We start from the raw sequence: 26,614 nt of genomic DNA, 5'->3' as shown, positions 1-26,614 counted from the left end.
CGCCCAAGTCGCTGGCGGAAAGAAAGCCGTATCGGACCGCGTATCGAACTGATCGACAGCAATGATTTTGGGTGGACCCCACGCCGGTGTTCCCTCGTTCAACAGCGGAACCGTACGAGGAAACCCATGTCCGACCCTATCGCGCTGAATGCCCGCCCAGGTGGCGAGACGCATCAGGTCACCGACGCCGATCATCCGGTGCTGACCACCAATCACGGTACGCCGATCAGCGACAACCAGAATCAGCTCAAGGCGGGCGCGCGTGGCCCGGTTCTGCTGGAGGATGAGGTCTACCGCGAGAAGATCAACCACTTCGACCACGAGCGTATCCCCGAGCGCATCGTCCATGCCCGCGGGAGCGCGGCGCACGGCTATTTCGAGTGCACCGACAGCCTCGCCGGCATCACGTGCGCCGACCTTTTCCGGAAAAAAGGCCAGCGCACCGACGTGTTCGTCCGCTTCTCGACCGTCGCGGGCGGGGCGGGATCGCCCGACACGCCGCGCGACGTGCGCGGGTTCGCGGTCAAATTCTACACGCGGGAGGGCAATTGGGACCTGGTCGGCAACAACATCCCGGTGTTCTTCATCCAGGACGCGATCAAGTTCCCCGATCTGATCCACGCTGCCAAGATGGAGGCCGATCGCGGCTTTCCGCAGGCGGCGACCGCGCACGACACCTTCTGGGACTTCATCGGCCTGATGCCCGAGTCCACCCACATGATCATGTGGGCGATGTCCGATCGAACCTTGCCGCGCACCTTCGCCAACATGGAGGGGTTCGGCATCCACACCTTTCGTTTCATCAGCGCGGAAGGCAAGTCGACTTTTGTCAAGTTCCACTGGAAGCCCAAGGCCGGGCTCGCCTCGACCATCTGGGACGAGACGGTGAAGATCGCAGGCGCCGATCCCGATTTCCAGCGGCGCGACCTGTTCGAGCGGATCGGTCGCGGCGACTTCCCCGAGTGGGAGCTTGGCGTGCAGCTGTTCGACGAGGCGTTCGCCGACGCGCAGCCCTATGACGTGCTCGACGCGACCAAGATCATCCCCGAGGAGGTGCTTCCGGTACGGATCGTCGGCAAGCTGGTGCTTGACCGTTACCCTGACAACTTCTTCGCCGAGACCGAGCAGGCGGCATTCGTGCCGAGCCACGTCGTGCCGGGGATCGGCTTCTCGAACGACCCGCTGCTGCAGGGGCGGCTGTTCAGCTATACTGACACGCAGCTGTCGCGGCTCGGCAGCGTCAACTTCCATCAACTACCGATCAATGCCGCCAGGGGCAGACCCGAAGGCTGCCCGTTCATGAACCAGCAGCGCGACGGCCACATGCAGATGCAGGTGCCCAAGGGTCGCGCCAATTACGAGCCCAACAGCCTCGTCAAGGCGGGCGAGCCCGGCGGCGCACGCGAGGATCCCGAGAACGGCTACAAGACCTTTCCGTCCGAGGAGGGAGGCCAGAAGCTTCGGGTCCGCGCGGAGAGCTTCGCCGATCACTATAGTCAGGCGCGTATGTTCTGGCGGTCGATGGACCCGGCGGAGCAGGCGCACATCGCTTCGGCGTTCGTATTCGAACTTTCCAAGGTTTCCCTCGAGCACATTCGCACCGCGATGCTGGCCAACCTGCGCAACGTCGACGAGCAGCTTGCGCAGCGTGTGGCGGAAGGGCTCGCGGTCGACCTGCCCGATGCATCGCCGACCGCGGCGCCGATCCTCGACATGGCGGCGTCGCCCGCACTCAGGATCATTCGCGGGCCGCTGGAGAAGCACACGCTGGAAGGCCGGACGGTCGGCATCCTGATCGCCGATGGCACCGATGCCGATGCGCTGGCGACGCTGACGAGCGCCATCTCGTCGGCGAAGGGTCACACTCTCCTGATCGCACCCAAGGTCGGCAAGGTACCGCTGTCGGACGGCTCGGCGGTGGCGGCGGACGCGCAATTGTTCGGGCAACCCTCGGTCACGGTGGACGCGTGTGCGGTCGTGCTGTCGAGCGACGCGTGCGCCAAACTGGTGAAGGAAGGCGCCGCGGTGCAGTGGGTGATGGACGCGTTCGGTCACCTCAAGGCGATCGGCTGCAACGCGGCGGCCAAGCCGCTGCTCGACAAGGCGGGTGTCGAACCGGACGAGGGAGTGACCGATCTCGACGGCTTCGTCGAAGCGGCCAAGAAGCGGTATTGGGACCGCGAGCCGAACGTGCGCACCCTGGCCTGATTGACCCGGCGAACGGATGGCTGCTGCAAGGTCGACGTGACCTGCGGCAGCCGCCGGACTTGCGCCGTGGCGCCAAGGTGCTGGTACGCAGGCAAAAGCTGCTCGGCGCACTGCGTCGCGGCCCACGCCGCCGCAGATGCTCGCCGTGACGGGCGAACGGCGTGGAGGTGTCCTTGATACCGGTGACGAGCGGGGTGGGGCAGGCGATGTCGCCCAGACGACCGGCCAGCGCCACGTCGCGGATCGGCGCCGCAGCCGGCTTAGCCGCTGGACGCCATCGCCGCCAGCCCGCGGCGGACGGTGGCGGCGACGTCCGGTCGGCCGCAGCGATCCCGGGCGACGCGAAGCGCGTCATGGCGAGATGGACGACGCCTTCCACGCCTCCGCGACTTCCGTGCAGGTCCATCGCGCCGCCGCTGGCTGCCTGAGAGGCGCCTCAAGGATCGGTCGGCTGCAGACGCCGCCGGGCTGCATACACGCGCGCTGCGCCTTTAGCGCAGGCTGGCCAGCATGGCGCGGACGATGTGCCGAAGCAGCGGTTCGCGGTCCTGGTTGGCGTGATCGGCGATCAGCTTGGGATGGTGGAACGCAGCGGTCGCTTCCAGCAGGAGCGCCGCCTGGTCCTCCGGGGTGCCGACCGGCAGCGCGGCGTCGGCGAGCAACCTTGCGAGCTGGCTGCGGGTGGCTGCAAGATGTTCCTGGACATGCGGCTTGCGCAGCGCTGCGGCAGCGTCGAAGGCGCGATAGACCTCCGGCTCCGTCCGTGCCCGTCCGCGCTTCCGGCGATAGCGCTCGACGAGCCATTGCTCGATCCGCTCCAGCGGTGCCCCTTCGCCGTTGCAGATCGCCAGCAGCGCCGTCTCGGTCTCGGCCAGCCAACGTGCAGTGACCGCGTCGAGCAGCGCGCCGCGCCCGTCGAAATGGGCGTAGAGCGCCGCATGACTTACGCCCAAGGCACGGGCGACGTCGCTCAACCGCACCTTTTCGAACCCGTCGCGATTGACCCCGGCCAGCGCAAGATCGATCGCCCGATTCCTGAGTTCGGCGGCTGGCATTCCCGTACGCGGCATGGCCGGAGCGTCCCCTTGAGCAGCGGTCCTTACGATCTTGGCCAGCTGTAAGCTATCCTTGGTCCACCGCGCGATACGCGAGCGGCATCACTGCCCACAGTCGTGTATTTGTCTGTCGCCGCGACAGGGTCCAGTGCTATTCGCCTAGCCTGATCGAGCAAAGGACCGGACTTGGCCGAAATGCGGATGCTCGCGATCTCCGGGAGCTTGCGAAAGGGCGCGCTGAATACGGCGCTGCTGCGCGCGGCGCAGGGCCTCGCGCCCAAGGGTTGGGCGATCGATCTGTATGAGGGGCTCGCCACGATCCCGCCCTATGACGACGATGTGCGGCTCGCCGGCTACCCCGCGGCGGTAGAGGACCTGCGTGAGCGGGTGCGCCATGCCGATGCGCTGATCTTCGCGACGCCGGAGTACAATCGATCCTTCTCCGGCGTGCTCAAGAACGCGATCGATTGGGTATCGCGCCCACCCGACTCGCAACGGCGCTGAAGCCGCGGTGAACAAGGGCAGCCGACGGTCTGTCGCGCGCAAGACTCCGGCAGCAACGAGGGAGGCGACAATGAAAGCAGTGATGACATTGGGCGCGTTGCTGGCCTGTGTCGCCGGCGATGCGTCCTCGGCGCAGGATTCTACACCTGCGACGGCGCGCGCCGGTGGCGTGCCGTCCCTGCCGGTCGGTGCCGTGCAGGCCGATCGGCGGAGTTGGGCCGACCGCTATATCGACCGGGGAACGTTCGTCGAGACCGACATGGATGCCGACCGCGTCTATCTGTACGATCCCGCGAGCTTTCGGCGACTACCCGACGGACATGTCGTCGGCTTGATCCGCGCCGAGCTGATGCGCCCGCGCGTGGTCGCCGGGCGGGCGGTGCGGTCGGTGCGCAAAATGGCGGAGATCGATTGCGCCGCGCTGCGTTACCGCGAGCGGACGGTCGAGGGCTTCGCCGCCAGCAACCTGACCGAACCGGTGCCCGGGCTGCCGGTGAGCGGCAAATGGACCGACCCGGCCACCGCCGGTAGCCCGGCGGGGAGGCGGTTGTTCCCGGCCTGTGCCGACGTGACAGCCTTCGCCAAGGACCGCACCGCGCGTTTTGCATCGGTCAAGGCGGCGCAGCCCCCCCAGGAGGCGACCAATGCCGAGATCAAGGCGAAGACGGCCGCGCTGGTCGCCGCCGCCGGCCCGATCGGGGCCGCGGACCGTCCGCCGATCGTCTGGCGCACCTCCGACAAGCCGGCACTTGTTTTCGACGTTGCGGTCGGCCCGCGCATGGTGGTGGTGCCCGCGGGCGAGTTCACGATGGGGCGCGAACGGGTCCGGCTGACGCGGCCACTCGCGGTCAGCATGTTCCCGATCACCTACGGCGAGTACAGCTGGTTCGTCGCCGAGACGCGCCGGCCCACCATCGGCTCGTGCGTCACGCTGGAAGGCGGGCGTTTCAACGACCGACAGGTACGCGACTGGTACAATCCCGGTTTTGCGCAAGGCGGACGAAGCCCCGCCACGTGCGTCGGCTATGACGACGCGGTCGCCTACACCACCTGGCTCTCACGCAAGGCCGGGCACACCTACCGCCTGTTGACTGAGGCCGAGTATGAGTTCGCCAACCGCGCGGGCAGCGGTGCCGCTTATTGGTGGGGCAACGATCCGGCAGGCGCCTGCACGCGGGTCAACGGCTTCGATCAGGACGCCCGCGCCAACGCGCCCGCACTGAAGCCGGGGGGCTGCGGCGATGGCCACGCCTATACGGCGCTGCTCGACACGTCGAAGCCCAATCCGTTCGGATTGTACGACACGACCGGTAATGTCGCGTCCTGGACCTCGGACTGTTGGGCCCGACGGGCCTCGGCGACGTGCCGCGTGCGCGCGGTACGCGGTGGCTCGTGGGCCAGCCCGCCCGACGCGTTGCGCGCCGACGCCCGCGCCAAGGGCGATACGCGCAAGGCGGCCGCCTGGCTGGGCTTCCGCATCGCGCGCGAGCTGTAGTCAGGCTTGCGCAGAACCGTGCAGGTGACTGGTATCGTAGCACGCGAACTCGTAAGGCGTGCCGCTCTCGTTCAGCGTGCCGAGGACATATTTGACGTCGCCGTAGGTGTTCTGCACACGATGTCGCGCGTGCCCTCCAGCATCCGCGGCTCCCAGTCGTGCCGGACATCCTTGAAGCGCTTGAGCATCGGGAACAGGCCGAAGTTCATGCTGCACATGTAGAGGCTGGCGACCTCCGGCTTCCAAGCGGCGGCGGGGCCAACCCGCTCCTCCACCGTGCATCAAGAAACCGAGAGAGCCGCTTTTTTTCGACAGGATGATGATTGAGGGGATGATGGAAGGGCAGGCCACGATGGCGACGGCGCATGCAGCGGACGCTCCTTTGCTCGATCTCGACGTTTTCGCGGAGGCCAGCCTGCGCGATCCGTTCGCGGACTACCGGGCGCTGCGCGATGCAGGTGCGGCTCGAGCGGCCCGACGTCTATGCGATCGGGCGCTTCGCGGACGTGCAGGCCGCGCTGCGATCCTCCGACACGTTGATCAGCGGCGAGGATGTGGGCTTCGGCGACTCGTTCAACGCGTCCCAAGGGACTCAACGTCATCCAGACCGATGGCGAGCTTCATCGGCGGATGCGTATGACCGTCATGAAGCCGCTCTCGCCGGCACGGTTGAAGGAGGTACGGCCGGATCTGAAGGCGATGATCGTTGGCCGCATCGATGCGCTGGTCGGGCAGGGTTGGTTCGACGCGATGGCCGAGATCGCGCGCTTCCTGCCGGTCGAGGCGGTGTCGCACTTCATCGGCCTGCCCGATGTCGGGCGCGAGCGGCTGCTCGCATGGGCCGCGGCCGCGTTCAACGCGATCGGGCCCGACCAGGACCCGGCGGACGTAGTATCGGTGCGCGAGGCGTTCGCCTTCATGGCGAGCCTGAGCGAGGACAAGGTTCGCGACGGAAGCTGGGCTGGCGACTTGTTCGTCGCGGCGCGGACCGGGCGGCTGTCGATGGCGGAGGCGATGGCGGCGCTCAGCGCCTATGTGATTCCGAGCCTCGACACGACCATCCTCGCCAAGGGGCATCTGCTCGCCAATCTCGCACGACATCCCGAGCAATGGGCGATGCTGCGGGCGCGACCGGAGATGATCCCGGCCGCGGTTCTGGAAGCGGTCAGGCGCGATTCGGTGCTGCGCTGGTTCGCGCGGGTCGCGGTGCGCGATCACGACGTCGATGGCGTCGTCGTGCCGGAGGGCGCGCGCGTGATGCTGCTTTACGGCTGCGCCAACCGCGACGAGCGGCGCTACGCCGACCCGGACCGGTTTGACATCACCCGCGACGCGCGCGATCATCTCGCCTGGGGCACCGGCCCGCATATGTGTGCGGGAATGAACCTGGCGCGGATCGAGATGGAAGTGCTGCTCGAGGCACTGGTCGAGGCCGGCGTGACGCTGGAGGCAGGCAATCCGGTAATAAGCGCGAACCGCGGGCTATACGGTTTCGAGGCGTTGCCGCTCAGGATCGAACGCGGCTGACCCGCTGCCAAGGACGATTTGCATGATCACGTCTTTGCTGACCCGCGCTGGCCTGTGCCCCTGTCGCTGCTCGGTCGTGGCAAGACGCGCGCTGCCGACGCGGAGCACAGCCACACCCATGCCGCGCCGGAGCAATCGCCGGAGCTGCATTTCGACGGCGTCACCGTCGTCGATCCGCGCGACGGCAGCAAGACGCCGGGAATGACCGTGATCACCAAGATGGGTCGGATCACCGCCGTGGTGCCGACCGCGTCCAAGCGTCCGGCGAACGGCGCGAAGACGATCGACGCGCGCGGCAAGTTCGTCGCGCCCGGCTACAACGACATGCACAGCCATGTGCTGGAGCTCGCCGACCCGTCGGGCAGTCTCGCGCTGATGCTAGCCGAGGGCGTGACCGGGTTCCGCCAGATGTCGGGCTCGCCCGCGCTGCTCGCCAAGCGCAAGGCCGGCACGTTGCCGATCGGCAAGGCGGCGCCCCAGCTGCTCGAGACGCCGGGCTTGATCCTGTCGCCGTTCAATGCGGGCTCGCCCGAGGCGGTGCGCGAAGAGGTCCACCGGCAACAAGCGCAGGGCGCGGACTTCATCAAGATGGCTTTTGCCAATCCCGACTGCTTCTTCGCGGCGGTGGAGGAGGGGCGCCGCCTCGGCATTCCCGTGCTCGGCCATCTGCAGGAGGGCACAGACCCCAACGAAGCGACCGCGGCGGGCTTCCGCTGTGTCGAGCATCTCGGGCCCGGCAGCACGATGTGGGTCCGCTGCTCCGACGACGAGGCAGCGCTGCGCGCGGAAAGCTACAGCCGCGATCTCATCAAGCTGCCACCGTTCAAGATTCCGTTCCTCCAGCGGATCGTGATGAAGCGGCTCCAGCGCCTGCTGGTCAACCCGTCCGCCTTCACCAAGCCGGAGGACGTCGACCGTCTGCGCCGCGCGATCGACAGTTTCCGCGAGGACAAGGCGCAGGACATGGCAGGTCGGTTCGTGGCCGACGGCAGCTGGCAATGCGCGACACTGGTGCGGCTGAAGACCCAGACCTTTGCCGACGATCCTGCCTACCAGCAGGACGAGATGCTCGAATATCTGCCGGCGAAGAACGTCAAGCGGTGGCAGGAAGTGACCGCGCTCTGGAAGTCCAAGCCCGACGACTTCCGCCGCGCCTATCGCGAGGCCTATCCGCGCCAGCTCGCGCTGACCAAGCTGCTGTCGGACGCGGGGGTGCGAATGATCGTCGGCACCGATGGGGGATCGTATCTCGGCCCGGGCCTGACGCTCAAGCAGGAATTCGGGGAGCTGGCCGACGCCGGCATCTCGGCGCTGGCGATGCTGCAGATGGCAACGGTCAATGCCGCCGCTTATCTGCATCGCGAGGACACGATGGGGTTGGTCGAGAGCGGCTACGACGCCGATCTGGTGCTGCTCGATGCCGATCCGACCGCGCGGGTCGAGAACCTCCATGCGATCGCCGGCGTCGTGCGTGGCGGGTTCCACTATACGCGGCGGGAACTGGATGGGTTGAAGGCGGAGGTGGCCGCGACGCGGGGATATCTGCACTGAGCACAGCGTCACCCCGGGCTCGACACAGGGGTCCCGCTTCTTCTTCTCGGCCAGCAGTAGAAGAAGAAGCGGGGCCCGGCTCAAGGCCGGGGCGACGAGAGTGCCTCGGATGGTTGGATCAGGTCAGACGTTCGCGCCCAGCCGCACGCCGATCGTGCGTGGGTTACCGTGGAAGCAGGTGACCGCTTCCGACTGACCGGCGACGTCGAGCGCGCCGAGCTGCGGGCCGAACGGGAGGTAGCCTTCGTTGACGCAATAATGCGTGTCGGTGAGGTTCGCACCGAACACCGCGACCGAGAAACGATCCTCCGGCGCGAAGATCGAGAGGCGGCCGGAAAGCAGAGAACAACCGCGCTGTACCGTCGGCGGGCTGCTGTCGATCAGCGCATTGATGTTCTGGCTGCTGACAGTGGTCAGGTCGCCGCGCAGGCTGAAGCGATCGCCCGACGCGAAGCCGTGGCGGAGCTCGACGCCGTCGCTGGTCGACCATTTCTGCGCATAGGTCAGCCGCGTGCCGATCAGGTCCTGCGTCCCCGTGAACCACGGCAGCGGCGGCGCATTGCGATAGTTGGTGAATTTGGTGTCGTTATACGCAAATCCGGCTTCAATCTAAACCAGTCGGCCGAGATTGCGGCGAACTGCCGGTCGACACCCGGGCTGCGGATCGATCCGACGTTGCGGATCACCTAAGCCGTGCTGGTCAGCCCGCGCTCCTGAAACCGTCGACATCCATGCGGTGAACGGTGACGTTGGCGGTAATCGGGCAGTCGAGGAACTGCGAATTGATGCGCCTTCGTAATTCTTCACCGTCTCCGGCCCGTAGATGCGCTGCTGGTCGAGCCGGAAATCCTCCTGAAAGTAATGCAGCTCGCCGACGAAGCTCAAGCGGTCGCCGAGCAGCCGATCCGACCGGGCCGGCGCCGACCACCAGCACATCGGTCTCGATCGCGCTCATCGGACGCGTACCGTGTTCTCGATCGCGCCGATGCCCTCTACCTCGTAGCGGACGACATCGCCGTGCGCAGAAATGCGGTGGGATCATCGCCACGCCGACGCCGTCGGGCGTGCCGGTCGCGAGCAGGTCGCCGGGATCGAGCGTGAGCGCGGTCGACATATAGGCGATCTGATCCCACACGTCATAGACCAGCTCGCCGGTATTGCCGTCCTGGCGCGGCTCGCCGTTGACGAAGGAACGCAGGCGCAACGCGTGCGGATCGGCAATCTTGTCCGCGGTGACGATCCACGGCCCCAAGGGTCCGTGCGTGTCGAACGACTTGCCGATCGTGAAGGGTGGCGAATGCCGCTGCCAATCGCGCGCGGACACGTCGTTGCAGACGGTATAGCCGAACACGTGGTCCCTGGCCTGCTCGCGCGTGACGCCCTTTGCCGGCGCCTCGATTTCTATGCTAAGGCTGATCCACGCCGCACCGGCCGAACCCGAAGCGCCGCGTAGCCAGGCGAGCGTCAGGTATGCCCAGCTCAAGCCGGATATACTGGCGGGCAAGGTACGACCCGGCAACAAGCTGAAGATCAACGACCTCGCGGCCCAGCTCGGCGTCAGCCCCGGCGCGGTGCGCGAGGCGCTGTCGCGGCTGGTTCCGGAAGGCTTCGTGATCTCGCAGGACCAGCGCGGCTTTACCGTTGCGCCGATCTCGATCGACGACCTGCTCGATCTGACACGGCTGCGCTACGACATCGAGGAAATCGCACTCCGGCGCTCGGTCGCGGAAGGGAATCACGGGTGGGAGGCGCCGGTGCTCGCCACTGCGCATCGCCTGCGCCGGACGCCGAGGATCGTCGACGACGCGCCCAATTTCGACTGGCTTACCCAGCACGAGCTGTTCCACCGTGCGCTGGTCAACGGCGCGCACAGCCCGCGGCTGCTCGCCTGGAACGTCGATCGCAGCCGCGATGTCGATGCCGAGCACCAGGCGCTGGTCGATGCCGCGCTGGACCGCGATGCCGACGCGCTCGCCGCGCGCATTTCGAGAAGACGGCAACGCTGATCGTGAACGCGTCGCGCGATGCAACGGGCACCGCGGCGGGCTGAACGCCTGCGCCGCCAACGCAGGAACAAGGACGAGGATCATGCCGAGCGTATTCAGACTGGTCTATGTCGACTTGGCCACCCCGTCGCTGGACGCGTGCCGCGCCTATTACGACGGGGTACTCGGCGCCACGACGGTGGAGCAGGCTGGGGACGTCGCCTATCTCAGCCTGGGGTTCGACCATCACAATCTTGCACTGCGCCGGGCGGAGCGGCCCTGGCTGGCGGCGATCGGCTTCCTTACCGGCGGACTCGGCTTCTCGACCACCAGCTGGTTCGAGGACTTCGTGACCTTTGTCACCTGCAACCGCGATCATCACGTGCTGAACGTCATCCAGGCGCCGTTCGCGACCATGCACTGCCCTGCGTTCCAGCTCGACGGCCGCGACCATCAGTTCCGCGCGGCGAACCTGCTTACCCGTCATGCCGTGCCGACCCTGTGGGGGGCCGGCGCGGCACACCGTAGGGCACAACGTCGCCTCCTATCACTACGGTGCCCACGGCGCGGTGATCGAGCTCTACAACGATATGGACGTGTTCATCCCCGAACTCGGCGCCTGCGAGCCGCGGCCTTGGCACGCGGACCTGCCGCAGGTCCCCAAGCATTGGCCGATCACGCAGGTAAGCCGCTGGGAGACGCGCCACGAATTCGATCCCGCCACGGCCGCGCTCGGCGGGCCGCCTGCCTTACCAGGGGACAGGTAATGCAGATCCAACGATGCTCCCTCAGGCGAGCGGGTGCAACATGCCGGTCGGTCGATCTCGTTGATCGACCCGATAGCCGCGCCGCCTTCCGCATCGGCCTCGACACCTGACGGTCGCGGTGGAGCGGGCATGTGCGACGAAAATCGTCGTCTCCAAGGCTTGCAGAAGGCATTGGCGGAGCGGGAGGCCGCCACTCCCGCTCCTAAGTCCATGACTTTGTTGGTTTGCTCGAAGCTGGATTAAGCGCGGACTGCCTTCCGGACTGCACGGCGCGGCTCATCAAATCAACCGGTCATCGTATCGCGTCCGGTCTCAAACGGACTGGTGATCGGCAAGCCTCACGGTTCAGCCGCAACCTTATCCCATCGGCAAAGGCGCATGGCGGCTCCGGCCCCGGCGGATGTCGCCGAAGCGAGCGAACTGATCTTGCATCGCAGGCACCACCGACTATGTTGAGCGGGTATCCGGCGATAGCCCACTCCTCACGGTTGGCTATGCTTGAGTGACGCCTTAGCGGACATTCGGGTATACGCTTTGACGAGCCTTAACGGGTTCTCTTGGTTGACGACTCCTACGCAGATGGAGTTGTGGGTTGCCGGTACGAAGCAAAGGAGAACTGAGCTATGGAGAAAAAGCCTGCTCAAACTGACCTTGCTGACAGAACGATGTCTCTGTTGTTGGTGGGTATTCCCCTACTGACCGCAATCATCGAGCTCATCAGCAAGGTCGTCAACTATGGCCGTCCAGTTCGAGAACTTCGCATATAGCTATGAGAACGGTGGTAAGCCGTATTTTGCTCCCAGCGATCTGGGCAGAAAAATCGGTGAAGACATCAAGGCGCAGGTCGAAGACGCCCACAAATTTGACCCCTTTGTCTATCATCTGAAGAACGGCGGTCACGTCGCCGCGCTTCACTCGCACCGTCACCACCAACTATTTGCGCGCGTCGATATTCGGCGCTTCTTCTACGGCATAGCCCGGAGCCGGGTTCAGCGAGCGATTAGTGAAATCGGTATCCTGCGCTCGCGCCATTATGCCAAATGGTCATGCGTGAAAAATCGATATGGGGAGCCGAGCTACGCGCTGCCTTACGGCTTCGTGCAGTCGCCGATCCTCGCAACCCTCGTTTTGATGCAGTCCGCAGTGGGCGCATTCTTACGTAAGATAAGCGCTGATCCGGCGATGCAGGTTTCGGTCTACATGGACGATATCGCAATCTCATCCGACGACGCCGACAAACTGCGAGCGGCTTTCGACGGTCTTCTTGCAAGCCTAGCCGAGGCCCACTTTGAGATAAGCGAGGACAAGGTTCGCGAGCCGGGACCGGCAATGGACCTATTTAACTGCAATTTGAGCTTCGGTCACACCGAAGTACGCCAAGAGCGGGTTGATAAGTTCCTCTCGGAGCAGCGCTCGCAGGAGTCCTTGGACGGCTTTGCACGCTATCAAGTGAGCGTTGAAGACGGCAACATCTGACCGCGATAAGGCGCGGCGGGGGAGCCTAGCTCATCCCGCCGCCCCGCCGCACGAGCGCCAGTCCAACAACGCGCGCGCGGAGCCGGTTAGGCGACCCGGAGCAGCCGGATCGCGAACGGGTCCAGCACACCGCCGCCTACGCGCTTCGTGACGTAGAAGTTCACGAACGGCTTGTTGGTGTACGGGTCGCGAAGGATGCGGGTGCCGATGCGATCGTTGATGAGGTATCCCGCCTTGAAGTCGCCGAACGCGATGGCGAGGTTGCCGGAGGTCGGAGCGGGCATCGCCTCGTCAATCTCCACCGGACGCCCCAATAGCGTCGCGGGCTGACCGACGATGACGCTCTCGCGCCAGATGAGCTGCCCGTTGTTGTCCTTGAGCTTGGCGATGCGGGCGGCGGTAAGGCTCGACATGACCCAGCTGGCGTTTTGCCGATAGGCCGACCCCAGCCCGTAGAGCGTGTCCGTGAGCGGGTCGATATCCACGATCCCCGTCGCGACCTCCAGCGCGCCACCGGGATGCGTCGCGGCGTTCGCGCCGCCGGTGACGTAGGTGAGCAGCCCGGCGGGCTTGTTCACGCCGTCGCCGGAAATGAAGGCGATACCCTCCTGACGATTGAACTCGCGTTCGACACTCTGCGCCAGCCAGCTTTCCACGTTGATCGCCGAATCATCGAGCAGCCGCTGCGTCGCGGCGGGCATGGCGTAAATCTCCCCGGCGGCGAACGTGATCGGCGCCAGCCCGGCGGAGGTAGTGAGCGGACGTGCCGCCGTCTCGCCAACCCAGCCCGAACCCCAGTTGTCGAGGTTCCACAGAGTAGTGAACGCGCCCGTAGTCGTGGTTTGCGTCGTGGCTAGGCGACGCATGGGGGAGGTCGCGCGTTGGCGCTCCTGCAACTTGCGGTCCCATTCGACCGGCGCGAGATAACCGCCGTCCGTGTTGCTGCCCACGCTCATCGCCGCGTGAACGGTCGCGCGTTCGCCGGTCGCGTTCGCCGCCTTGAGCACGTCCACGCCGTCGCCGCGCCGGAAGTAGCTCGCGAACGCCTGCGTGTACGCCGGTTCGACGGGCAGGATCGTGCTGGTCCCGCTCACCGCGCCGTTGTTGATCTGCTCCTGCATCGCCTGCATCGCCGCTTCGAGGTTTTCGGCGCGTTCGCGGTTCTGGACGAACCCGTTCCGAAGCGTGTCGCTCAGTTCCGCGTACATCGCTTCGATGCTCTGCGGCCCGGCGGCGCGGATGGTGGAGCCGGTGCGGGCGAGCGCGGCGGGGATGGGGCGGGTAGCGATCATGGGTTCCTCCTGTGTCGGAGGGTAGATCGGCGGTTCGGGGTGGCGGGAATACGGTTGACGACAACCGACCGCTATCGTTTACGTCGTCTCCCACCCGCGAGGGCGAGCAGACGAGAAAGCGTTAGGCGGTGAAAGGCAGCTTCAACGAGCGTAGCGCGAGGGCTTTCGGTCGGGACAGCCGCAAGCGCTGTCGAGGTGAGCGGTCGTACAATGCCCGTCCTTAGCGCCATCGTGGCTAACTCAACGGCAAAGCCGAGTGTAGACGCACTATGGCCGGTTTGGATCACCGATCCGACCAGCATACCCTTCCTACATGCAGCGGACTTCTGGTTTGGATCGGCTGGATTTGTAATTACGCTTGCGACGTTTGGGCTAGGCTGGAGAAAGCTACTGAAGGTCGAGCGTGCGGCTAAGGCTGCGCAGAAAGCGGTTGAGGACATGAAGCTCCGAGTTAGTCGCTATGATGCCACGGTAGACGCATCAGAAGCACTGTACTCTTATCGCGAGATTTCTCGTCATCTTGACGCGCCCGATTGGCGAGGGATTGTCGTATCTATGTCCAACGTACGTCATTCAGCTATCAGGATGGATAAGATATTAGAAGAGGTAGATCAGACTACAGCCAAGGAGTTAAAGCGCGCTGCTAATAAGTTGGATAAACATATCAGAGTGATCGAGGAAGCTATTAGCAGTGCTTCGCCGTATCCCGAACAGCATGTCATCCGCGCGTCGATCAGGACAGGTGAAGAGGTTCTCGTAAAAGCGAAGCGCCTTATAGAGGATGTAATATCATGAATGACGATGTGGCAAAGAAGCACGCCGCTCTAGTAGAGCGCTTGTACAAGCGTACTAACGACAAGTCTCTGAAGTGGGTACTGGATGATAGTAGGCAGCCTAAGGCGGAGCTTGGTGATTATACGCTCACGTTATATGACGGAAACTCTAGGGGAAATCCGGTTGAGTATCTTACTATAGCAACGCAGTATAATGAAGTAATTGAGACTGTTGATGATGAGGACTTGTCAGAACTTACACCGAAGATTTCTAAACATGACTCTTATTATCCCTTAATGGAAGAACTACGTGCCCTTGCCTTCAGGCAGGCGGTTGGCGCCGATAGGGCCCTCGATGATCTGCTGGAGGAACTAGACGACGACGATCTTTAGCCATCTGGCTAAATCCCTGCGCTATACTGTGAATATTTCCACCCCTTTTTGAGGATAGTCAGACTGCGCGAAGGTGACGAAGGTAGCGACCCGTTAGCCGACGTTCCACCTCGTTAAGAATTGCGCGTCGCTCAACATCGTCGGCGCCAGACGAGTTCGCCCGACCAGCCCGCGCGCGAAGCCGCGCAACGCGCTCATCAACGAACAGCGCCAGCGTATCAATGTCCGGGTCGGTTGCCAGCGCCCGCGCCGGTGTCGGCATAGTGCGGCGCTGGAACTCCCCGAACGCCACTAACACCGGATCGTCCTCGGCAAGAAAGGCGGATAGCTCCTCCACGACCGCCCTCGCGAGCGCGCGCGCGAGAGGTTCGCGCGGCCCGGTCGCGTTCGCCACCGCTTGCCGGACCAAGCGCGCCTCTGCCGCCGGGCGTCCGGGTTGCCCGACTTTCACCGCGGGGTGATCGCGATGACGTTGAGGTGCTTCAACGCGAGCGTGAACTTGCGGGCATCGCCCCGGCTAAAGCCGACATTCTGGAAGGCGCGATCCAGCTCACGAGGGCCTAGCGGTGCCGATATCTCATCCAGCGCCTCTAGTGCGGGCGCACGGACGTGCGGCGGCAATGCCCGGAGCTTTTGCAGCGGAGTCACTGGACCGTATCCGCTTGGAGGGGCACGCCGTCCTCCATCACGTCCAGCGCCCGCCGCGCCCACGCTATCGCCGCGACGGTGCCGCCCGCGTGTCGCTGGGCAACGTCGATAGCGGAGTAGATCGCGGCGATGGCGATGTCGTCGGGACTGGCGCCGATACGCGCCTGTTGCTCGGCCATCCGTCGGTTGAGGGAGCGGCACTTGTCGATGACGATCATGGAGCAGGCTTCGCGGTCAGCGGTCATCGGAGCCTCCGCATGGGCCGTGGAAATGGGCTTTGCGTTCGTATTCGAGGCGAGCACCGGTCTGGACGTTGGGCGATCGTGAACTTTCGGATACCCCCTCCCTCTCGGCACCGCCGTCCTTGGCCGGAGGGGGTGGAGGAAGCGCGTTGGAGGCTTCGCCTGGGTCGAGGTACTGCCCCGAGCCTACCGCACACGGAACGTCCCCTTTGCGGCGGAAGCGGTACTGCCGCTCTTCGGCGCACCACACGATGGCAGGGTCAGCCGCCGCCGCCCGCCGCGTCTCGCGATCGAGCGCGCATAGGTTGAGGTGGCGCACCTTCCAGCGGACCTCTTCGCGCTTCGACATGAAGTCGGGTGGGAGCAAGCCGGGCATGTAGCCGGTACGGGCGTCGCAGATGATTTGAGGTTCGGTCACGGTCATGTCCTAAGTTCCACGGGAGAGTTGGCAGGGACGGGGGACGGCCCGGAAGGACGTTTCGAGCCTGTTCCCGTATTTACCTCCCTCCTCTTCTTCTCGAAGTAAATCTTGGTTCGAGTAAGAAAGAGGGGGTTTACCCGTCCCCCGTCCCCAATCCGAAGCTCGCGCTTTGATGTCAAAATGGCTCATCTAATCCCACCCCCGCTAAGTCGGTCAGATACTCCTTGAGATCAGCCCACTTGTCGCTGGGCGCGGGCGAGAAGTTCATCACCAGCGCTTCCTTGACGCCCGCGAACTTGACCCGCTTTGCATCTCCCCAACATGTGATACCGCGAACCTTCCGCATAACGCCGATAAGGGTGGCTTGCGCCTCAAGAAACCGATGCGAGAGGTCCGGCTGATCGCCACGCTTGAAGTCGCGCCGGAGCGCCACCCACTTGCGAACGTCGCTGACCTTCAAGATCACGCGCTTGTCGAGTTCTACCAGATGCTCGGCAAACTCTATGGCAAGCTGCTGACCCGGTGTCCGCGAACCATCGGCGATGGCCGACTTTCGTTGCGACAGTGGTGGGCGGTCCTCCGTCCGCACATACCGACCTGCCTTCACCCGCGCCGATGCCCATGTGAGGATTGCTCCCGGACCATCGGCCTTGAGCCAGGCATAGAAGTCTCGCCAGAACTCTTGCGGCTTCGTCTCTTCGGCTAACGTCGGCACAAACCATCGGCGGTCTTCGTCATCGATGTGCAGCGCCCTGTCCGAATTGGAACAGATGACGAAGTGCATGTAGTTCGGTATGTCGAAGCCGCTCAGAAACTTCTTATTGATCGGGATTGTGTCGTCCGTAACATACGGCTTCAAGGCGTCGTAAGTGTCGCGGCTATGGCCGGAGTATAGCTCGGCAAAGAACGCCAATCGCTTGCAGAAGGCCCAACTATTGAACTGAGCGGTAATGTCGCGAGCCGATGGAAAGCTGACGTTGGTAGAGCCTAGCAGGACGCGCAGAACCTCCCCGAGCGTCCCTTTACCGACACCCTGCGTCTGAGAGATCAGGAGCAAGCCCCAGCGCATGCGAATGTCGGGACGGGCGATGAGGGTCGCTATCCAGTCCGCCGCCGTCTCGCGCTCCGCCTCTACCGGGAACAGGTGTTCTAGGAACGTCAGCCAGAGCGCGAGGTCGCCCGGCTTGGCGACGATGCGGGGGCGCTCATACACGTTGAAATAGCGCCCGCCGTCGTGAACCACGGACCCCGCATCGCACCACGGCAGATAGACAATACCGGCGTGCTGGCATTGCAGTTCGGATAGCACCTTGGTCGCGGTATCCTTGACGTGCGAGAAGGGGGACGCGAGCGCGTTGAACTCGTCGGGCTTGCGGAGAACAGTGGGGGTGTGGCGCGAGATGAAGCGCAGCGGCTCTAGCGTGTAGGCGAGCGTGTCGAGGTATTCGGGCCGCAACACGGCTAGGGGTCGGTCGCGTCCGTTCGCCGGGTCCGGCGGGAGGAGGTCGGTGGCGCGCATCGCCGGGCGCAGGAAGTCGCGGTATGGCGGGCCTGTGTAGCGCCCTTTGCTATCGAAGAGCGTGACCGGCCATTCGTCACCGAGATCAAAGCCCTCATCAAAACGCTGGTCAAATTGAAGGATGTAAACCTCGCAATCGAACTTGCGCGCGATGTTGACTGCGGCTTTGATCCCGAGGTTGTCATTATCCGCGACGATGACGACGCGCTTCCAGCCCAAGCTGGTCAGCTTGTCCCAATCGGACCCTTCAACGGAATGAACCCCGCCCAGCCAGCCGACGTGATGCCCCCACTTCATGTCCTCCAGCCAAGGAAATGAGGAGTTAGGCTCACCCGCCAGTATGCGCTTGACCCGCGCGGCGGCTCCCGCGCCTTCGTGCAGGAACAAGGTGCTATGCTCCTGCCATCCGGGAAGGCCGAAAAACGGGAGAGTATCCGGCTCCATGAGGCGCCAGCGCCCGTCAGACCAGAATGTGTATGTCAGAAAGCCCTTGCGCCCGTCCTGCGTGTCGTACCGCTTCTGGACCAGTGCGATCTGACCGGCAAAGTCGTGGCAGATGAACACTTTCGGATCATGGACGTCGATGCCGGGCGGAGGATCGGCGATAGCGGTCAGCGTGGCAAGCTTGGGGAACTCGACCAGCGCGAACGCTTGCTTGATCGCCTCCGCCTCTTCGGACGTAGGCGCGGCTGCATCGTCTTTGACCGTCACGCTGCCGTCAGCGGCGAAGCTGATTCTGCCGACCGTCTTAGGATAGCCGTTCACCATCCGCTCGACCTTGGCGGACACGAAGTTGATCGGCTCGGCACCGGCCCGACGAAAGTAGGCGGCGACGGCTGGCACGTCGTCTAGGTCGGATACCAGGCCGATGCGGGTAGTGCCTTCCGTTTGGATCATCGCAGCGCGAGAGGGCGCTTGCGGCTTCCCCTCCGCACCCCCCGCGCCCGTCGATCCCATGTCGGCGGGCGCTTCGCTTCCCAGCTCACTCGGCATCGTCGGCGATCATCGCGGCGTCCACCGCCGCGCGATAGGCGCGAAGGTCGAAGGTGAGGCGGAAGCGACGCGGCCCTGCGACCGTGGCGGCCTCCGGCGGTTCGTCGGTGGTGAAGGCGAAGCTCGCCCCGTTCGCGCGGAACTCGATATGTAGCGTCGGGGCGTTCGGATCGAACGAGAGGCTTTCGGCGATGCGATCAGCGACCCGGCCCGCCAGCGGAGACTTGATGCCGAAGCGCACAAGGTCGCCAGCGATCATCATAAGGAACGCTTGACGTTCGTTGAACATGCACGTCCTACCCGCGAACTGCTGTTCGGGACGGATGCTCTGGAACTCGGCTCGCGTCAGCATCTGCTGTACGGGGATCACCGGCATACGCATAGCGTCCGCAAGTTTCGCCGTGGTAATCTCTCGCATAATCATAACTCTTTCTCCTCACGGCTTTGTAAAGGCGTGAATTACGGTCCAGAGAGAACAGGATAGTTCGCGCGATCGTTATCGCGGCAAAGTGCGGCCCCAATTACCGCTACTCTCGTCCATGAAACCGAGGCGGTGATCCTGCCAAAGCTCGCGTGCGTAACCGAACGCCGCATCACGATGAAGCGCCGGGAACTCGCGACGATACTGCGCGCCATTGGGCAAGGGCGGGTCGATCAACACTTGCAGGCCGTCGCTACTTGAGCGGAGCCGCACGATCGGCCCGGCGTAGGGCAGTTCCTCCGTTTCGCACTCCACGTGCGCGACGGCGCGTTGGTGTCGCTGAAAGGTCACGGCGCGGCGCTCAGGCGGCGGAGCGAGCGACTTCATACCGGGCGGCGCGCTCGGCATCGGTCAGCGGGTTCGGCACTGCCGGGTCGATGTAGTGGGCGCGGGCAGCGGCGCGCTCGGCAATCCAAGCCATAATGCTGTCTCGGCTCCACGCCTTCGCCTTCACGCCGATGAGGAAGGGGCGGGGGAACAGATCGGCCCGGATTGCGCGGTCTATCGCGTGGGGCTTCAGACCAACAAAGTCAGATACCTCCTTCATACGCATGAAGTATGGCTGGGTCACATACAGTCCTCTCTAGTCGCATCAGCGCGGCGTCGTTGAGAAAGGATGTATTCGCTCCATTTAGAACACGAAAGAACAATAACGCTTCCGTCCGCATCTAACAAGTAACTGTATTGTAGCGAATGCAGTCACAAGTCCATGCTTGAGCGAGGCCAGCCTTGCGATATTCAGACCATGCCAATTGCGCGAGCTTGGCGGCATCGTGGCGCGATGCGGCATACCGCTGTGCGATGATCCGCTTGTACTCCGCCTCACCGCCGGGGAGATGAACCTGTCGCCCGCGCCGTTCCGGCCAGAAGCGCGGGAGGATGACGACCCGTATCAGCCACACGTCCCACGCTGCCCGGATCACGGCGCGGCGTTGATCGTCGGGGTCAACGCGGCGCGCGGGGCCGCGACGCCTCCTGCCCGAAGCCAGCGCCTCCGCATCGTTGCTCATGGCGCGTTCGATGGCTTTGAGGTCTGGCGAGCGCCCACCTTTCGTCATCTGCATGGCTTTCAGCGCATATCGTTGCCCAACTCGGACGAAGTCGATGCGCGACAACGAGGTATGCAGTGCTTCCGCAAGAGCAGGGAGAGCCGTTTCAAGGGCGGCGGCACGCGCAGCCCTGAGCCTTCCCGCCGACAGGTCAGCGGGTTCGAACTCTTCCAGGCGCGCGACCAGCCAGGAACGAAAGGTCACGTTAGCGGCGTAAGGCCACGGCGGGCGATGGGGCGGCATCCATTCCGGCTCGAACGCAGGGTCAGCGAACCGCCGAGCGGTGTCCTGCCATCGATCATCGCTCACGCCGCCGTCCGCTGTTCGAGGTATGCGCGGTGCGTTTCTTCGCCGCCCAGCCAAGCCGCCCACTCATCCATGAGCGGCCCGCGCCGGTCGAGAAAATCCGTCCTCTGGTATGCGGCACGGACGCGGTTGGTGTCCTTGTGGTGCAGCGCCGCTTCGATCAACTGCGAGTCATAGCCGCGCTCCGCCGCCCAAGTGCTCATGGTGGCGCGGAAGCCGTGCGGCACCGCCTCTTCGCCCATATCGCTCATGATCTTGTTGAGCGTGTTATCGGACATCGGAGCGCCCGCCTTGGTCGGGGACGGGAACACAAGGTTGGAGGCTTGCTCCCGATACAGCGAGCGGAGCAGGGTAACGGCGGCGGGCGCGAGCGGAATGCGGTGATCGCTATGACGCTTCTTCATCCGGTCGCGCGGCGCGGTCCACAGCCCGCGCTCCAAGTCGATTTCATCCCAAGTCGCGCCGCGCACCTGCCCGGACCGCGCGCCCGTCAGGATCAAGAATTGGAGCGCCTTCGCGCTGATTGCCTCTTTCTCGCGCAGACGGGCTATGAACCCCGGCGCGCTGTCGGCGGACATCGACTTGTGGCCCTCCTTGCCGTCGTCGCTCAACTTCTTGAAGTCGGCCATCGTGCGCGACAGCTTTGCCAGCGTCGCCTCCGCCAACCAGTCGTGCCGGGCGGCATAATCGAGAACAATCTTGATTCGCTGCTTCAACTTCATGCCGGTGTCGATCTTGGGGCGCTCCTTCGGATCGCTTGGCGACCATAGAGCTTCGAGGATGCCCGCCAAGTCAGATGGGGTGATCTGATCGACCGGGACGCCTTTCAGCTTCGGATATGCATATGTCTCCAAGGTCGAGCGCCATTGAGCCTTGGCCTTTTCATTCGTCATCTTCGCGGTGCGTTGGGGCAGCACCTTCTCCACCATCTCATCGAACGTCGGCACGCGCTTCGCGGCAACGGCAACGGGCGCAATGCCGAGGTTCGCGGCCCGCTCGGCTTCCTGCTGCGCCAGCGGGTCGATGCCGCGCTTGACGAGGTCGCGCAGCCGGAGGGCTTCGTTGCGCGCCTGATCGAGCGATAGGAGGTCGATGGACCCAAGGCCCATGTGCCGTCGCTTCTTGTTGATCGTGTAGAGGAAGGCCCATGTCTTACGCCCATTCGGATCAACCATAAGCCAAAGGCCGCGCCCGTCGCCTAGCCGGGCATGGCGGCGGTGGCCGGTGGTCTGCGGGGCGGGCTTGGCGGCCCTGATCTTCGCGAGGGTGAGCTTCATGGTCGGCTCCGTGTGATTTCACGGACCCTCTTAGGACTGTCTTTTCTAAAGCGAAAGCACGAATACAAACGCACACAGACGCACTAAGCGCTTCTCTCTACCGCGCCAGAAACCACGCATTTACGTGGGTTTTGGGCAAGAACGGCGATGTATGGAGAACAGACTTGGCGGAGCGGGAGGGATTCGAACCCTCGATACGCTTTTGGCGTATACTCACTTTCCAGGCGAGCGCCTTCGACCACTCGGCCACCGCTCCGCAGAATTTGCCCGGAGAGGCGCGCCTAATGCCCGGGGCACGCTTGCGCAAGCGATTGCGTGCGCCGCGGTGCTGGGGCAGGTTGGCGCGATGATCGTTCTTGCCCTCACACTAGCGGCAGCCGCGCAGGCCGCGCCGCTCCCTTCCGATCCGATCGCGGCCGATTGGCGCGCGATCCCCGACGACGAGATCATGATCGTCACCTTGCGCGGCGGCCGCGCGGTCGTCGTTCGGCTTGCGGCGCGGTTCGCGCCCGAGCATGTCGCCAACATCCGGACGCTGGCGCGGGCGCACTGGTGGGACGAGGCCAGCGTCTACCGCGTGCAGGACAATTGGGTCGCGCAATGGGGCGACGTTACCGAGCGAAAGCCGTTGCCCGCGGGCGTCACCGAACATCCGGCGGCGGAATACCAGGGTACCCCGTTCGCGGTCGCGCAGCGGCTGCGCAAGGCCGATGCCTATTCGGCCGCGTCGGGGATCACTGCCGACGGCTGGCCGATGGCGTCCGACGGCGCCACGGGCTGGCTGACGCATTGCTACGCCAGTGTCGGCGTCGCGCGCGACGCGACGACGACCGGAAGCGGCGCCGAACTCTACACCGTCATCGGCACGCCTGCACGACGGCTCGACCGCAACTATACGGTGGTGGGGCGGATCGTCGAGGGGATGGCCTACATGTCCGCCATGCCGCGCAGTGCCGCGAAGATGGGTTTCTATGCCGAGGCGGCCGAGCGGACCCCGATCGTGTCGGTGCGGCTCGCCGCCGACCTACCCGCCGCGCTTCGCCCGCATTTCGAATATCGCAGCCCCGACACGCCGCGCTTCGCCGCGCTGATCGCGCGCGCCGAACGTCCCGACCCGCCGACGGTGGCATCGGGCGGGGTGGACGTGTGCGCGGTGCCGCTGGAGGTGCGGCGCGCGCGCTAGGCTCCCGGAACCTAGGTGTCGCCGGTCAGCGAGGATTTGCGCGGGATGGTTTCCTCGTCGGGCTGGCCGCGATCCAGGGTGTCACTGGGACGGCGCGCGTCGCCCTGTTTCTGATGTTCGGTCGACAGATTGGGGTCCCTGGTCTCGGTCGTCGGCTTGATCGCGTCGGTCATGATCGTCTCCTTGCGTGTCGTAACCCGCAAGGCCGCAAAATCGTTGCCGGCACCGCATCAGCGCAGAGGCTGGCCCGAATCCTTCCAGCGATCGAGCACCTGTGAGGCGGCGGGAAGAGCGTCGGTCCGTATGGGCCGGTCGCGTGGCGTTCCGGTGGCGGCATACGGCGCGCGAATCGTTGCTGGCGGCGTGACGAGCGGCACCGCGATCGCGACCGCGGTCGGCACGAGCGGGGTCGCGACGCCCGGATGCGGCCCGGGCAGCGGCTCGCCGCCCCGGTACCGCTGGCGGAAAGCCGCCGCGGTGCCCCAATAGCCTTTCCACCGGTGAAAGAAGTGCGCGCCGACGACGTCGGTCATCACCAGGCTGCGGTTCCACGCGGGCGTCACCGCATAGGTGTGATAATGCGTCGCCAGCCCCACCGGCGCATAGACATAACCCGCCAGCGCCGCCCCGGCCGCACGAGCGGCGCGCGCCCAGGCCGATCGTGCGGGGACGCGTGCGGTTGCGCCGTCGCAGGCGAAGCTGAACTGGCAGCCGGCGCGCTCCGATCCCTGATAGACGACTCCGCACACGGTAGCGGGAAAGGCGGGATGGCGGACGCGGTTGAGGACCACCTGCGCCACTGCGGCTTGCCCGGCGTCGGGCTCGGACGCGGCCTCGTAATAGATCGCGGCGCTGAGGCATTCGAGCGCGCGGCCACGATCAAGCGCGCTGGCACCGGCAAGCGCGAAGGGCGCGGCGGGAACGATGCCGATGTCGGCGGCCATCGCGGCGACAGCGGCTGCGGGCGGCAGCGGAAGCGCGGGCAGCGCGATGGTGCCGGTCACGCCGGTCGCCGGAGCGGCGGTCGCGCGATCTGCGCCCGTATCCTCCCGATCGGCGTACAGCAGCGCCGCACCGGGGAAATGATCGTCGGCGTCGTAGCCGGTGGCGAGCGAGGGCGCGGGCACGACCGCGCGCGCCTGCTGGGCGGCGATCGCGCGCAGCGCGGCGTGTGCGGACATGGCCACGGTTATCGCCAGCGCCACCCCCACCGCGGCAATCCAGGTCCAGACCAATCGGCGCAGCAGGCGGAAGGAGATGCGGGGCGCTTTCACGCCCGGCGGCATAGCCGATCGAACCCTAACCGTCCGCTATGCTTTCGGTGGCGTCCCGAGGTGGGACGAAGGGGGCTCGAGTAAATCCGGCACGGTGATGCGATCCGGTCGAAGTGCTTGCAACCCCTGCTTGTGCCGGCCACGCTTCACGGCCACTCTGCGGCGATGAAACGCTGGCTTCCCTTGCTCCTCCTCGCCCTCACGGCCGCGACCGATCCGGCGCCGCCGATCCTGTCGGCCGCCCGGATCAAGGCGGACGTGAAAATCCTCAGCGCGGACGATTTCCATGGTCGCGGGCCGACCCAGGCCGGCGAACCGGTGACGCTTGCCTTTCTGGAGACGCGATTTCGGCAGTTGGGCCTCAAGCCCGGTGGCGACGATGGCTACCGCCAGACCGTGCCGATGCTGCGCTGGACGCGCGAACGCGCGAGCTTCACGCTCGACCTCGGTGGAAGCAGGCGGACGCTCGTTCCCGGCGTCGAGATCGCCGCGACGTCCCGGATCGTCGGCACGTCCACGCTGGATCGTGCGGCCGTCGTCTTTGTCGGCTACGGCGTCGTCGAACCCACCCTCGGCTATGATCCGTATCGCGGCGTCGACGTGCGCGGAAAGGTCGTCGTTGCGCTGGCGGGCGATCCCGACGTGGACGCGGGACGCGATCTCGGGTTCGGCGGCCGCGCGTCGAGCCCGGCTGCGCGAACCAAGCTTGCCGAGGCGCAGAAACGCGGTGCCGCCGCATTTCTGACGATCCACGAAACATTTCCCTCCAGCTATCCATGGCTCCAGCTCGCCAACGGCGACGCGGTGCCGGGCTATGCACTCGACACGGGAGTCGTGCCGCCGGCCTTCGGCGTGCGCGGTACGATCCGCAACGATGTGGGCGTCGCGATGCTCCGGCAGGGCGGGATCGACTATGCCGCCGCCAAGCTCGCCGCGCAGCGGGCCGATTTCCGCGCGGTGGAGGTGAAGGGCGCGTTTCTCAGCGCGTCGACGACGGTCGGCCTCGACCGGGTGGTCAGCCACAACATCGTCGGCGTGTTGCCGGGCGCGGACGCCGCGGCCGGTAGTATCCTTTATGGCGCGCACTGGGATGCGTATGGCGAAAACGCGTTCGATCCACCCGCCGACCGCATCCGCAACGGTGCGATCGACAACGGCACCGGCACCGCGACCCTCCTGGAGATCGCACGCACCTTCGCCGGCGCCGAGCGCCCCCGCCGGTCGGTGGTGTTCGCGTTGTGGACAGCCGAGGAAAAGGGTCTGCTCGGCGCGACCTGGTATGCCGACCACCCCTTCCTCCCACTCGCGACCACCGCGGCGCAGTTCAACCTCGATCCCCACGTCGTGCTTGGGCGGACGCGTGATCTGGAGTTGATCGGTGTCGGCAGGACGCCCCTGGAGGCAGACCTCGCGCGCGTCGCCGCCGCGCAGCGGCTGGCGATCGTACCGGAGGAGAATACCGAAGCAGGATGGTATTACCGGTCGGACCATTACGCCTTCGCGCAGAAAGGCGTGCCGGGTGTCTACTTCCGCGCGGGTCGCGATCTCGTGAACGGCGGCCTAGACGCCGGGGAGCGCGAGCGTGCCCGCTACAATGCGCGATGCTATCACCAGGTCTGCGACCAATTCGACGCCCGCTGGGACATGACGGGTGCCGCGCAGGAGGGCAGCGTCGCCTATGCGCTGGGTCGGGAGATCGCCACGGGCCGTAACTGGCCCAGCTGGAACGCGGCGGAACCGTTCGCCGCGGAACGGGCCAGGACGCAGGACGCGCGTCGGCCCTAGCAGGCTGGTCACCGTCTCGTCTTGTTCGGCAGTGGTGGCGAGCACGAGCCTGGCCAGCGACGTCAGGCCGCATCTCGCATCGTTCGCCGCCTGCCCATGGCAAGTGTCCGACACCGGTGTGCCCACACTTTCGTCCGCCTCTAGCCGGATCGGCGCGACGCCGTCCTTCGTCTCGGCCGCACGAGCCTGTTGAGCGCGGCGGTATTCTACATCGGCGTCGCCAGCGAATGGAAATCGTTTCAGGGCCCGAGCTGGCCATCGCTGTATGCCGGGCTCGATCTGCTGCCCGCCACGCACGATCCGCTCGCCGCTTACTTCGGGGAGCAGGCACTGCGGGCTGCGGGCTGCGCTGGCGCGAATGCGCGGGTCGATCCCCGCAATCGTCGCTTCCGCCCCGAGCCACGCAGCCT

At 65.2% G+C, this 26,614-nt stretch carries 28 protein-coding genes and 1 tRNA gene; 13 read left to right on the top strand and 16 right to left on the bottom strand.

Annotation, left to right across the window (positions count from 1 at the left end; translation table 11 throughout):
* Positions 1-126 precede the first annotated feature (126 nt).
* Positions 127-2,208, top strand: a complete 2,082-nt coding sequence (locus ACE5C1_RS11035; RefSeq protein ID WP_374944127.1) for a catalase — start codon at positions 127-129, stop codon at positions 2,206-2,208.
* A gap of 491 nt (positions 2,209-2,699) precedes the next feature.
* Here the strand turns inward: ACE5C1_RS11035 and ACE5C1_RS11030 are convergent, their stop codons facing one another.
* Entirely contained in the window at positions 2,700-3,278 is a 579-nt protein-coding gene (locus ACE5C1_RS11030; protein ID WP_374944126.1) for a TetR/AcrR family transcriptional regulator, read from the bottom strand.
* A gap of 180 nt (positions 3,279-3,458) precedes the next feature.
* Between ACE5C1_RS11030 and ACE5C1_RS11025 the strand changes: the two genes are divergently transcribed.
* Both ACE5C1_RS11025 and ACE5C1_RS11020 read left to right on the top strand, forming a co-directional pair.
* The gene (locus ACE5C1_RS11025) at positions 3,459-3,767 is read left to right on the top strand and encodes an NADPH-dependent FMN reductase (RefSeq protein WP_374944144.1); all 309 of its coding nucleotides are present in this window, start codon (positions 3,459-3,461) and stop codon (positions 3,765-3,767) included.
* Between the two features lie 70 nt (positions 3,768-3,837).
* Positions 3,838-5,262: a formylglycine-generating enzyme family protein gene (locus ACE5C1_RS11020; protein ID WP_374944125.1), complete on the top strand. Its 1,425-nt coding sequence runs from the start codon at positions 3,838-3,840 to the stop codon at positions 5,260-5,262.
* A 71-nt stretch (positions 5,263-5,333) separates the two neighbouring features.
* Here the strand turns inward: ACE5C1_RS11020 and ACE5C1_RS11015 are convergent, their stop codons facing one another.
* Complete coding sequence (locus tag ACE5C1_RS11015; protein ID WP_374944124.1) at positions 5,334-5,471, bottom strand: hypothetical protein; 138 nt, start codon at positions 5,469-5,471, stop codon at positions 5,334-5,336.
* 421 nt (positions 5,472-5,892) lie between these two features.
* On the opposite strand from ACE5C1_RS11015, the gene ACE5C1_RS11010 reads away from it, so the two are divergent.
* The 3 genes from ACE5C1_RS11010 (at position 5,893) to ACE5C1_RS11000 (ending at position 9,030) form a co-directional block, all read left to right on the top strand.
* Positions 5,893-6,789 carry a cytochrome P450 gene (locus tag ACE5C1_RS11010; RefSeq protein ID WP_374944123.1) on the top strand — a complete coding sequence of 299 codons (897 nt, stop codon included), beginning with the start codon at positions 5,893-5,895 and terminating at the stop codon, positions 6,787-6,789.
* Between the two features lie 54 nt (positions 6,790-6,843).
* Entirely contained in the window at positions 6,844-8,340 is a 1,497-nt protein-coding gene (locus ACE5C1_RS11005; RefSeq protein ID WP_374944122.1) for an amidohydrolase family protein, read from the top strand.
* 168 nt (positions 8,341-8,508) lie between these two features.
* Complete coding sequence (locus ACE5C1_RS11000; protein WP_374944121.1) at positions 8,509-9,030, top strand: hypothetical protein; 522 nt, start codon at positions 8,509-8,511, stop codon at positions 9,028-9,030.
* 10 nt (positions 9,031-9,040) lie between these two features.
* Here ACE5C1_RS11000 and ACE5C1_RS10995 read toward each other — a convergent pair whose 3' ends face one another.
* Positions 9,041-9,691: a fumarylacetoacetate hydrolase family protein gene (locus tag ACE5C1_RS10995; RefSeq protein ID WP_374944120.1), complete on the bottom strand. Its 651-nt coding sequence runs from the start codon at positions 9,689-9,691 to the stop codon at positions 9,041-9,043.
* Positions 9,692-9,743: 52 nt separating this feature from the next.
* On the opposite strand from ACE5C1_RS10995, the gene ACE5C1_RS10990 reads away from it, so the two are divergent.
* The 3 genes from ACE5C1_RS10990 (at position 9,744) to ACE5C1_RS10980 (ending at position 12,568) form a co-directional block, all read left to right on the top strand.
* Positions 9,744-10,346: a GntR family transcriptional regulator gene (locus ACE5C1_RS10990; RefSeq protein ID WP_374944119.1), complete on the top strand. Its 603-nt coding sequence runs from the start codon at positions 9,744-9,746 to the stop codon at positions 10,344-10,346.
* Between the two features lie 82 nt (positions 10,347-10,428).
* Entirely contained in the window at positions 10,429-11,202 is a 774-nt protein-coding gene (locus ACE5C1_RS10985) for a hypothetical protein (RefSeq protein WP_374944118.1), read from the top strand.
* A gap of 625 nt (positions 11,203-11,827) precedes the next feature.
* A complete protein-coding gene (locus tag ACE5C1_RS10980; RefSeq protein ID WP_374944117.1) occupies positions 11,828-12,568 on the top strand; it encodes a reverse transcriptase domain-containing protein in 741 nt (246 codons plus the stop codon).
* An 86-nt stretch (positions 12,569-12,654) separates the two neighbouring features.
* On the opposite strand, the gene ACE5C1_RS10975 is transcribed toward ACE5C1_RS10980, so the two are convergent.
* On the bottom strand, positions 12,655-13,860 hold the full coding sequence (locus ACE5C1_RS10975) for a phage major capsid protein (protein ID WP_374944116.1): 1,206 nt from the start codon (positions 13,858-13,860) through the stop codon (positions 12,655-12,657).
* Positions 13,861-14,070: 210 nt separating this feature from the next.
* Here ACE5C1_RS10975 and ACE5C1_RS10970 point away from each other — a divergent pair, with 210 nt between their 5' ends.
* On the top strand, positions 14,071-14,655 hold the full coding sequence (locus tag ACE5C1_RS10970; protein WP_374944115.1) for a hypothetical protein: 585 nt from the start codon (positions 14,071-14,073) through the stop codon (positions 14,653-14,655).
* Positions 14,652-15,026 carry a hypothetical protein gene (locus ACE5C1_RS10965; protein ID WP_374944114.1) on the top strand — a complete coding sequence of 125 codons (375 nt, stop codon included), beginning with the start codon at positions 14,652-14,654 and terminating at the stop codon, positions 15,024-15,026. Before ACE5C1_RS10970 ends, ACE5C1_RS10965 begins: the two co-directional genes overlap by 4 nt.
* Positions 15,027-15,084: 58 nt before the next feature.
* Here ACE5C1_RS10965 and ACE5C1_RS10960 read toward each other — a convergent pair whose 3' ends face one another.
* From ACE5C1_RS10960 to ACE5C1_RS10915, 10 genes are all read right to left on the bottom strand, one after another.
* Positions 15,085-15,420, bottom strand: a complete 336-nt coding sequence (locus ACE5C1_RS10960) for a hypothetical protein (RefSeq protein ID WP_374944113.1) — start codon at positions 15,418-15,420, stop codon at positions 15,085-15,087.
* A gap of 250 nt (positions 15,421-15,670) precedes the next feature.
* Positions 15,671-15,919: a hypothetical protein gene (locus tag ACE5C1_RS10955; RefSeq protein ID WP_374944112.1), complete on the bottom strand. Its 249-nt coding sequence runs from the start codon at positions 15,917-15,919 to the stop codon at positions 15,671-15,673.
* Entirely contained in the window at positions 15,909-16,340 is a 432-nt protein-coding gene (locus ACE5C1_RS10950; protein ID WP_374944111.1) for a hypothetical protein, read from the bottom strand. The genes ACE5C1_RS10955 and ACE5C1_RS10950 overlap by 11 nt, the downstream gene beginning before the upstream one ends.
* A gap of 172 nt (positions 16,341-16,512) precedes the next feature.
* A complete protein-coding gene (locus tag ACE5C1_RS10945; RefSeq protein ID WP_374944110.1) occupies positions 16,513-18,753 on the bottom strand; it encodes a primase-helicase family protein in 2,241 nt (746 codons plus the stop codon).
* An 85-nt stretch (positions 18,754-18,838) separates the two neighbouring features.
* Positions 18,839-19,219, bottom strand: coding sequence for a hypothetical protein (locus tag ACE5C1_RS10940; protein WP_374944109.1), 381 nt, complete (start codon positions 19,217-19,219; stop codon positions 18,839-18,841).
* Positions 19,220-19,345: 126 nt separating this feature from the next.
* Positions 19,346-19,657 (bottom strand): hypothetical protein, encoded by a 312-nt coding sequence (locus tag ACE5C1_RS10935; RefSeq protein WP_374944108.1) that lies wholly within the window; start codon positions 19,655-19,657, stop codon positions 19,346-19,348.
* The gene (locus ACE5C1_RS10930) at positions 19,632-19,901 is read right to left on the bottom strand and encodes a helix-turn-helix transcriptional regulator (RefSeq protein WP_374944107.1); all 270 of its coding nucleotides are present in this window, start codon (positions 19,899-19,901) and stop codon (positions 19,632-19,634) included. The genes ACE5C1_RS10935 and ACE5C1_RS10930 overlap by 26 nt, the downstream gene beginning before the upstream one ends.
* 97 nt (positions 19,902-19,998) lie before the next feature.
* Positions 19,999-20,583 (bottom strand): hypothetical protein, encoded by a 585-nt coding sequence (locus ACE5C1_RS10925; RefSeq protein WP_374944106.1) that lies wholly within the window; start codon positions 20,581-20,583, stop codon positions 19,999-20,001.
* Positions 20,584-20,684: 101 nt separating this feature from the next.
* Entirely contained in the window at positions 20,685-21,962 is a 1,278-nt protein-coding gene (locus tag ACE5C1_RS10920; protein ID WP_374944105.1) for a tyrosine-type recombinase/integrase, read from the bottom strand.
* A 165-nt stretch (positions 21,963-22,127) separates the two neighbouring features.
* A tRNA-Ser gene (locus ACE5C1_RS10915) sits at positions 22,128-22,218 on the bottom strand.
* A gap of 90 nt (positions 22,219-22,308) precedes the next feature.
* Between ACE5C1_RS10915 and ACE5C1_RS10910 the strand changes: the two genes are divergently transcribed.
* Positions 22,309-23,145 carry a peptidylprolyl isomerase gene (locus ACE5C1_RS10910; protein WP_374944104.1) on the top strand — a complete coding sequence of 279 codons (837 nt, stop codon included), beginning with the start codon at positions 22,309-22,311 and terminating at the stop codon, positions 23,143-23,145.
* 11 nt (positions 23,146-23,156) lie between these two features.
* Here ACE5C1_RS10910 and ACE5C1_RS10905 read toward each other — a convergent pair whose 3' ends face one another.
* Complete coding sequence (locus ACE5C1_RS10905; RefSeq protein WP_374944103.1) at positions 23,157-23,318, bottom strand: hypothetical protein; 162 nt, start codon at positions 23,316-23,318, stop codon at positions 23,157-23,159.
* A 57-nt stretch (positions 23,319-23,375) separates the two neighbouring features.
* The gene (locus ACE5C1_RS10900; RefSeq protein WP_374944102.1) at positions 23,376-24,419 is read right to left on the bottom strand and encodes a cell wall hydrolase; all 1,044 of its coding nucleotides are present in this window, start codon (positions 24,417-24,419) and stop codon (positions 23,376-23,378) included.
* Positions 24,420-24,584: 165 nt separating this feature from the next.
* On the opposite strand from ACE5C1_RS10900, the gene ACE5C1_RS10895 reads away from it, so the two are divergent.
* On the top strand, positions 24,585-26,204 hold the full coding sequence (locus ACE5C1_RS10895; protein WP_374944101.1) for a M28 family peptidase: 1,620 nt from the start codon (positions 24,585-24,587) through the stop codon (positions 26,202-26,204).
* Positions 26,205-26,614 lie beyond the last annotated feature (410 nt).

The organism is Sphingomonas sp. (genome assembly GCF_964263785.1).
Lineage (GTDB): Bacteria > Pseudomonadota > Alphaproteobacteria > Sphingomonadales > Sphingomonadaceae > Sphingomonas.
This window is presented reverse-complemented; position numbering and strand designations above follow the sequence as displayed.

Excerpts from the sequence above, each read along its gene's own strand:
- ACE5C1_RS11035 (WP_374944127.1), top strand. The coding sequence starts at position 127 with ATGTCCGACCCTATCGCGCTGAATGCCCGCCCAGGTGGCGAGACGCAT.
- ACE5C1_RS11030 (WP_374944126.1), bottom strand. The coding sequence starts at position 3,278 with ATGCCGCGTACGGGAATGCCAGCCGCCGAACTCAGGAATCGGGCGATC.
- ACE5C1_RS11025 (WP_374944144.1), top strand. The coding sequence starts at position 3,459 with ATGCGGATGCTCGCGATCTCCGGGAGCTTGCGAAAGGGCGCGCTGAAT.
- ACE5C1_RS11020 (WP_374944125.1), top strand. The coding sequence starts at position 3,838 with ATGAAAGCAGTGATGACATTGGGCGCGTTGCTGGCCTGTGTCGCCGGC.
- ACE5C1_RS11015 (WP_374944124.1), bottom strand. The coding sequence starts at position 5,471 with ATGAACTTCGGCCTGTTCCCGATGCTCAAGCGCTTCAAGGATGTCCGG.
- ACE5C1_RS11010 (WP_374944123.1), top strand. The coding sequence starts at position 5,893 with ATGCGTATGACCGTCATGAAGCCGCTCTCGCCGGCACGGTTGAAGGAG.
- ACE5C1_RS10990 (WP_374944119.1), top strand. The coding sequence starts at position 9,744 with ATGCTAAGGCTGATCCACGCCGCACCGGCCGAACCCGAAGCGCCGCGT.
- ACE5C1_RS10985 (WP_374944118.1), top strand. The coding sequence starts at position 10,429 with ATGCCGAGCGTATTCAGACTGGTCTATGTCGACTTGGCCACCCCGTCG.
- ACE5C1_RS10980 (WP_374944117.1), top strand. The coding sequence starts at position 11,828 with ATGGCCGTCCAGTTCGAGAACTTCGCATATAGCTATGAGAACGGTGGT.
- ACE5C1_RS10975 (WP_374944116.1), bottom strand. The coding sequence starts at position 13,860 with ATGATCGCTACCCGCCCCATCCCCGCCGCGCTCGCCCGCACCGGCTCC.
- ACE5C1_RS10970 (WP_374944115.1), top strand. The coding sequence starts at position 14,071 with ATGCCCGTCCTTAGCGCCATCGTGGCTAACTCAACGGCAAAGCCGAGT.
- ACE5C1_RS10965 (WP_374944114.1), top strand. The coding sequence starts at position 14,652 with ATGAATGACGATGTGGCAAAGAAGCACGCCGCTCTAGTAGAGCGCTTG.
- ACE5C1_RS10955 (WP_374944112.1), bottom strand. The coding sequence starts at position 15,919 with ATGACCGCTGACCGCGAAGCCTGCTCCATGATCGTCATCGACAAGTGC.
- ACE5C1_RS10950 (WP_374944111.1), bottom strand. The coding sequence starts at position 16,340 with ATGACCGTGACCGAACCTCAAATCATCTGCGACGCCCGTACCGGCTAC.
- ACE5C1_RS10945 (WP_374944110.1), bottom strand. The coding sequence starts at position 18,753 with ATGATCCAAACGGAAGGCACTACCCGCATCGGCCTGGTATCCGACCTA.
- ACE5C1_RS10935 (WP_374944108.1), bottom strand. The coding sequence starts at position 19,657 with ATGAAGTCGCTCGCTCCGCCGCCTGAGCGCCGCGCCGTGACCTTTCAG.
- ACE5C1_RS10920 (WP_374944105.1), bottom strand. The coding sequence starts at position 21,962 with ATGAAGCTCACCCTCGCGAAGATCAGGGCCGCCAAGCCCGCCCCGCAG.
- ACE5C1_RS10910 (WP_374944104.1), top strand. The coding sequence starts at position 22,309 with ATGATCGTTCTTGCCCTCACACTAGCGGCAGCCGCGCAGGCCGCGCCG.
- ACE5C1_RS10905 (WP_374944103.1), bottom strand. The coding sequence starts at position 23,318 with ATGACCGACGCGATCAAGCCGACGACCGAGACCAGGGACCCCAATCTG.
- ACE5C1_RS10895 (WP_374944101.1), top strand. The coding sequence starts at position 24,585 with ATGAAACGCTGGCTTCCCTTGCTCCTCCTCGCCCTCACGGCCGCGACC.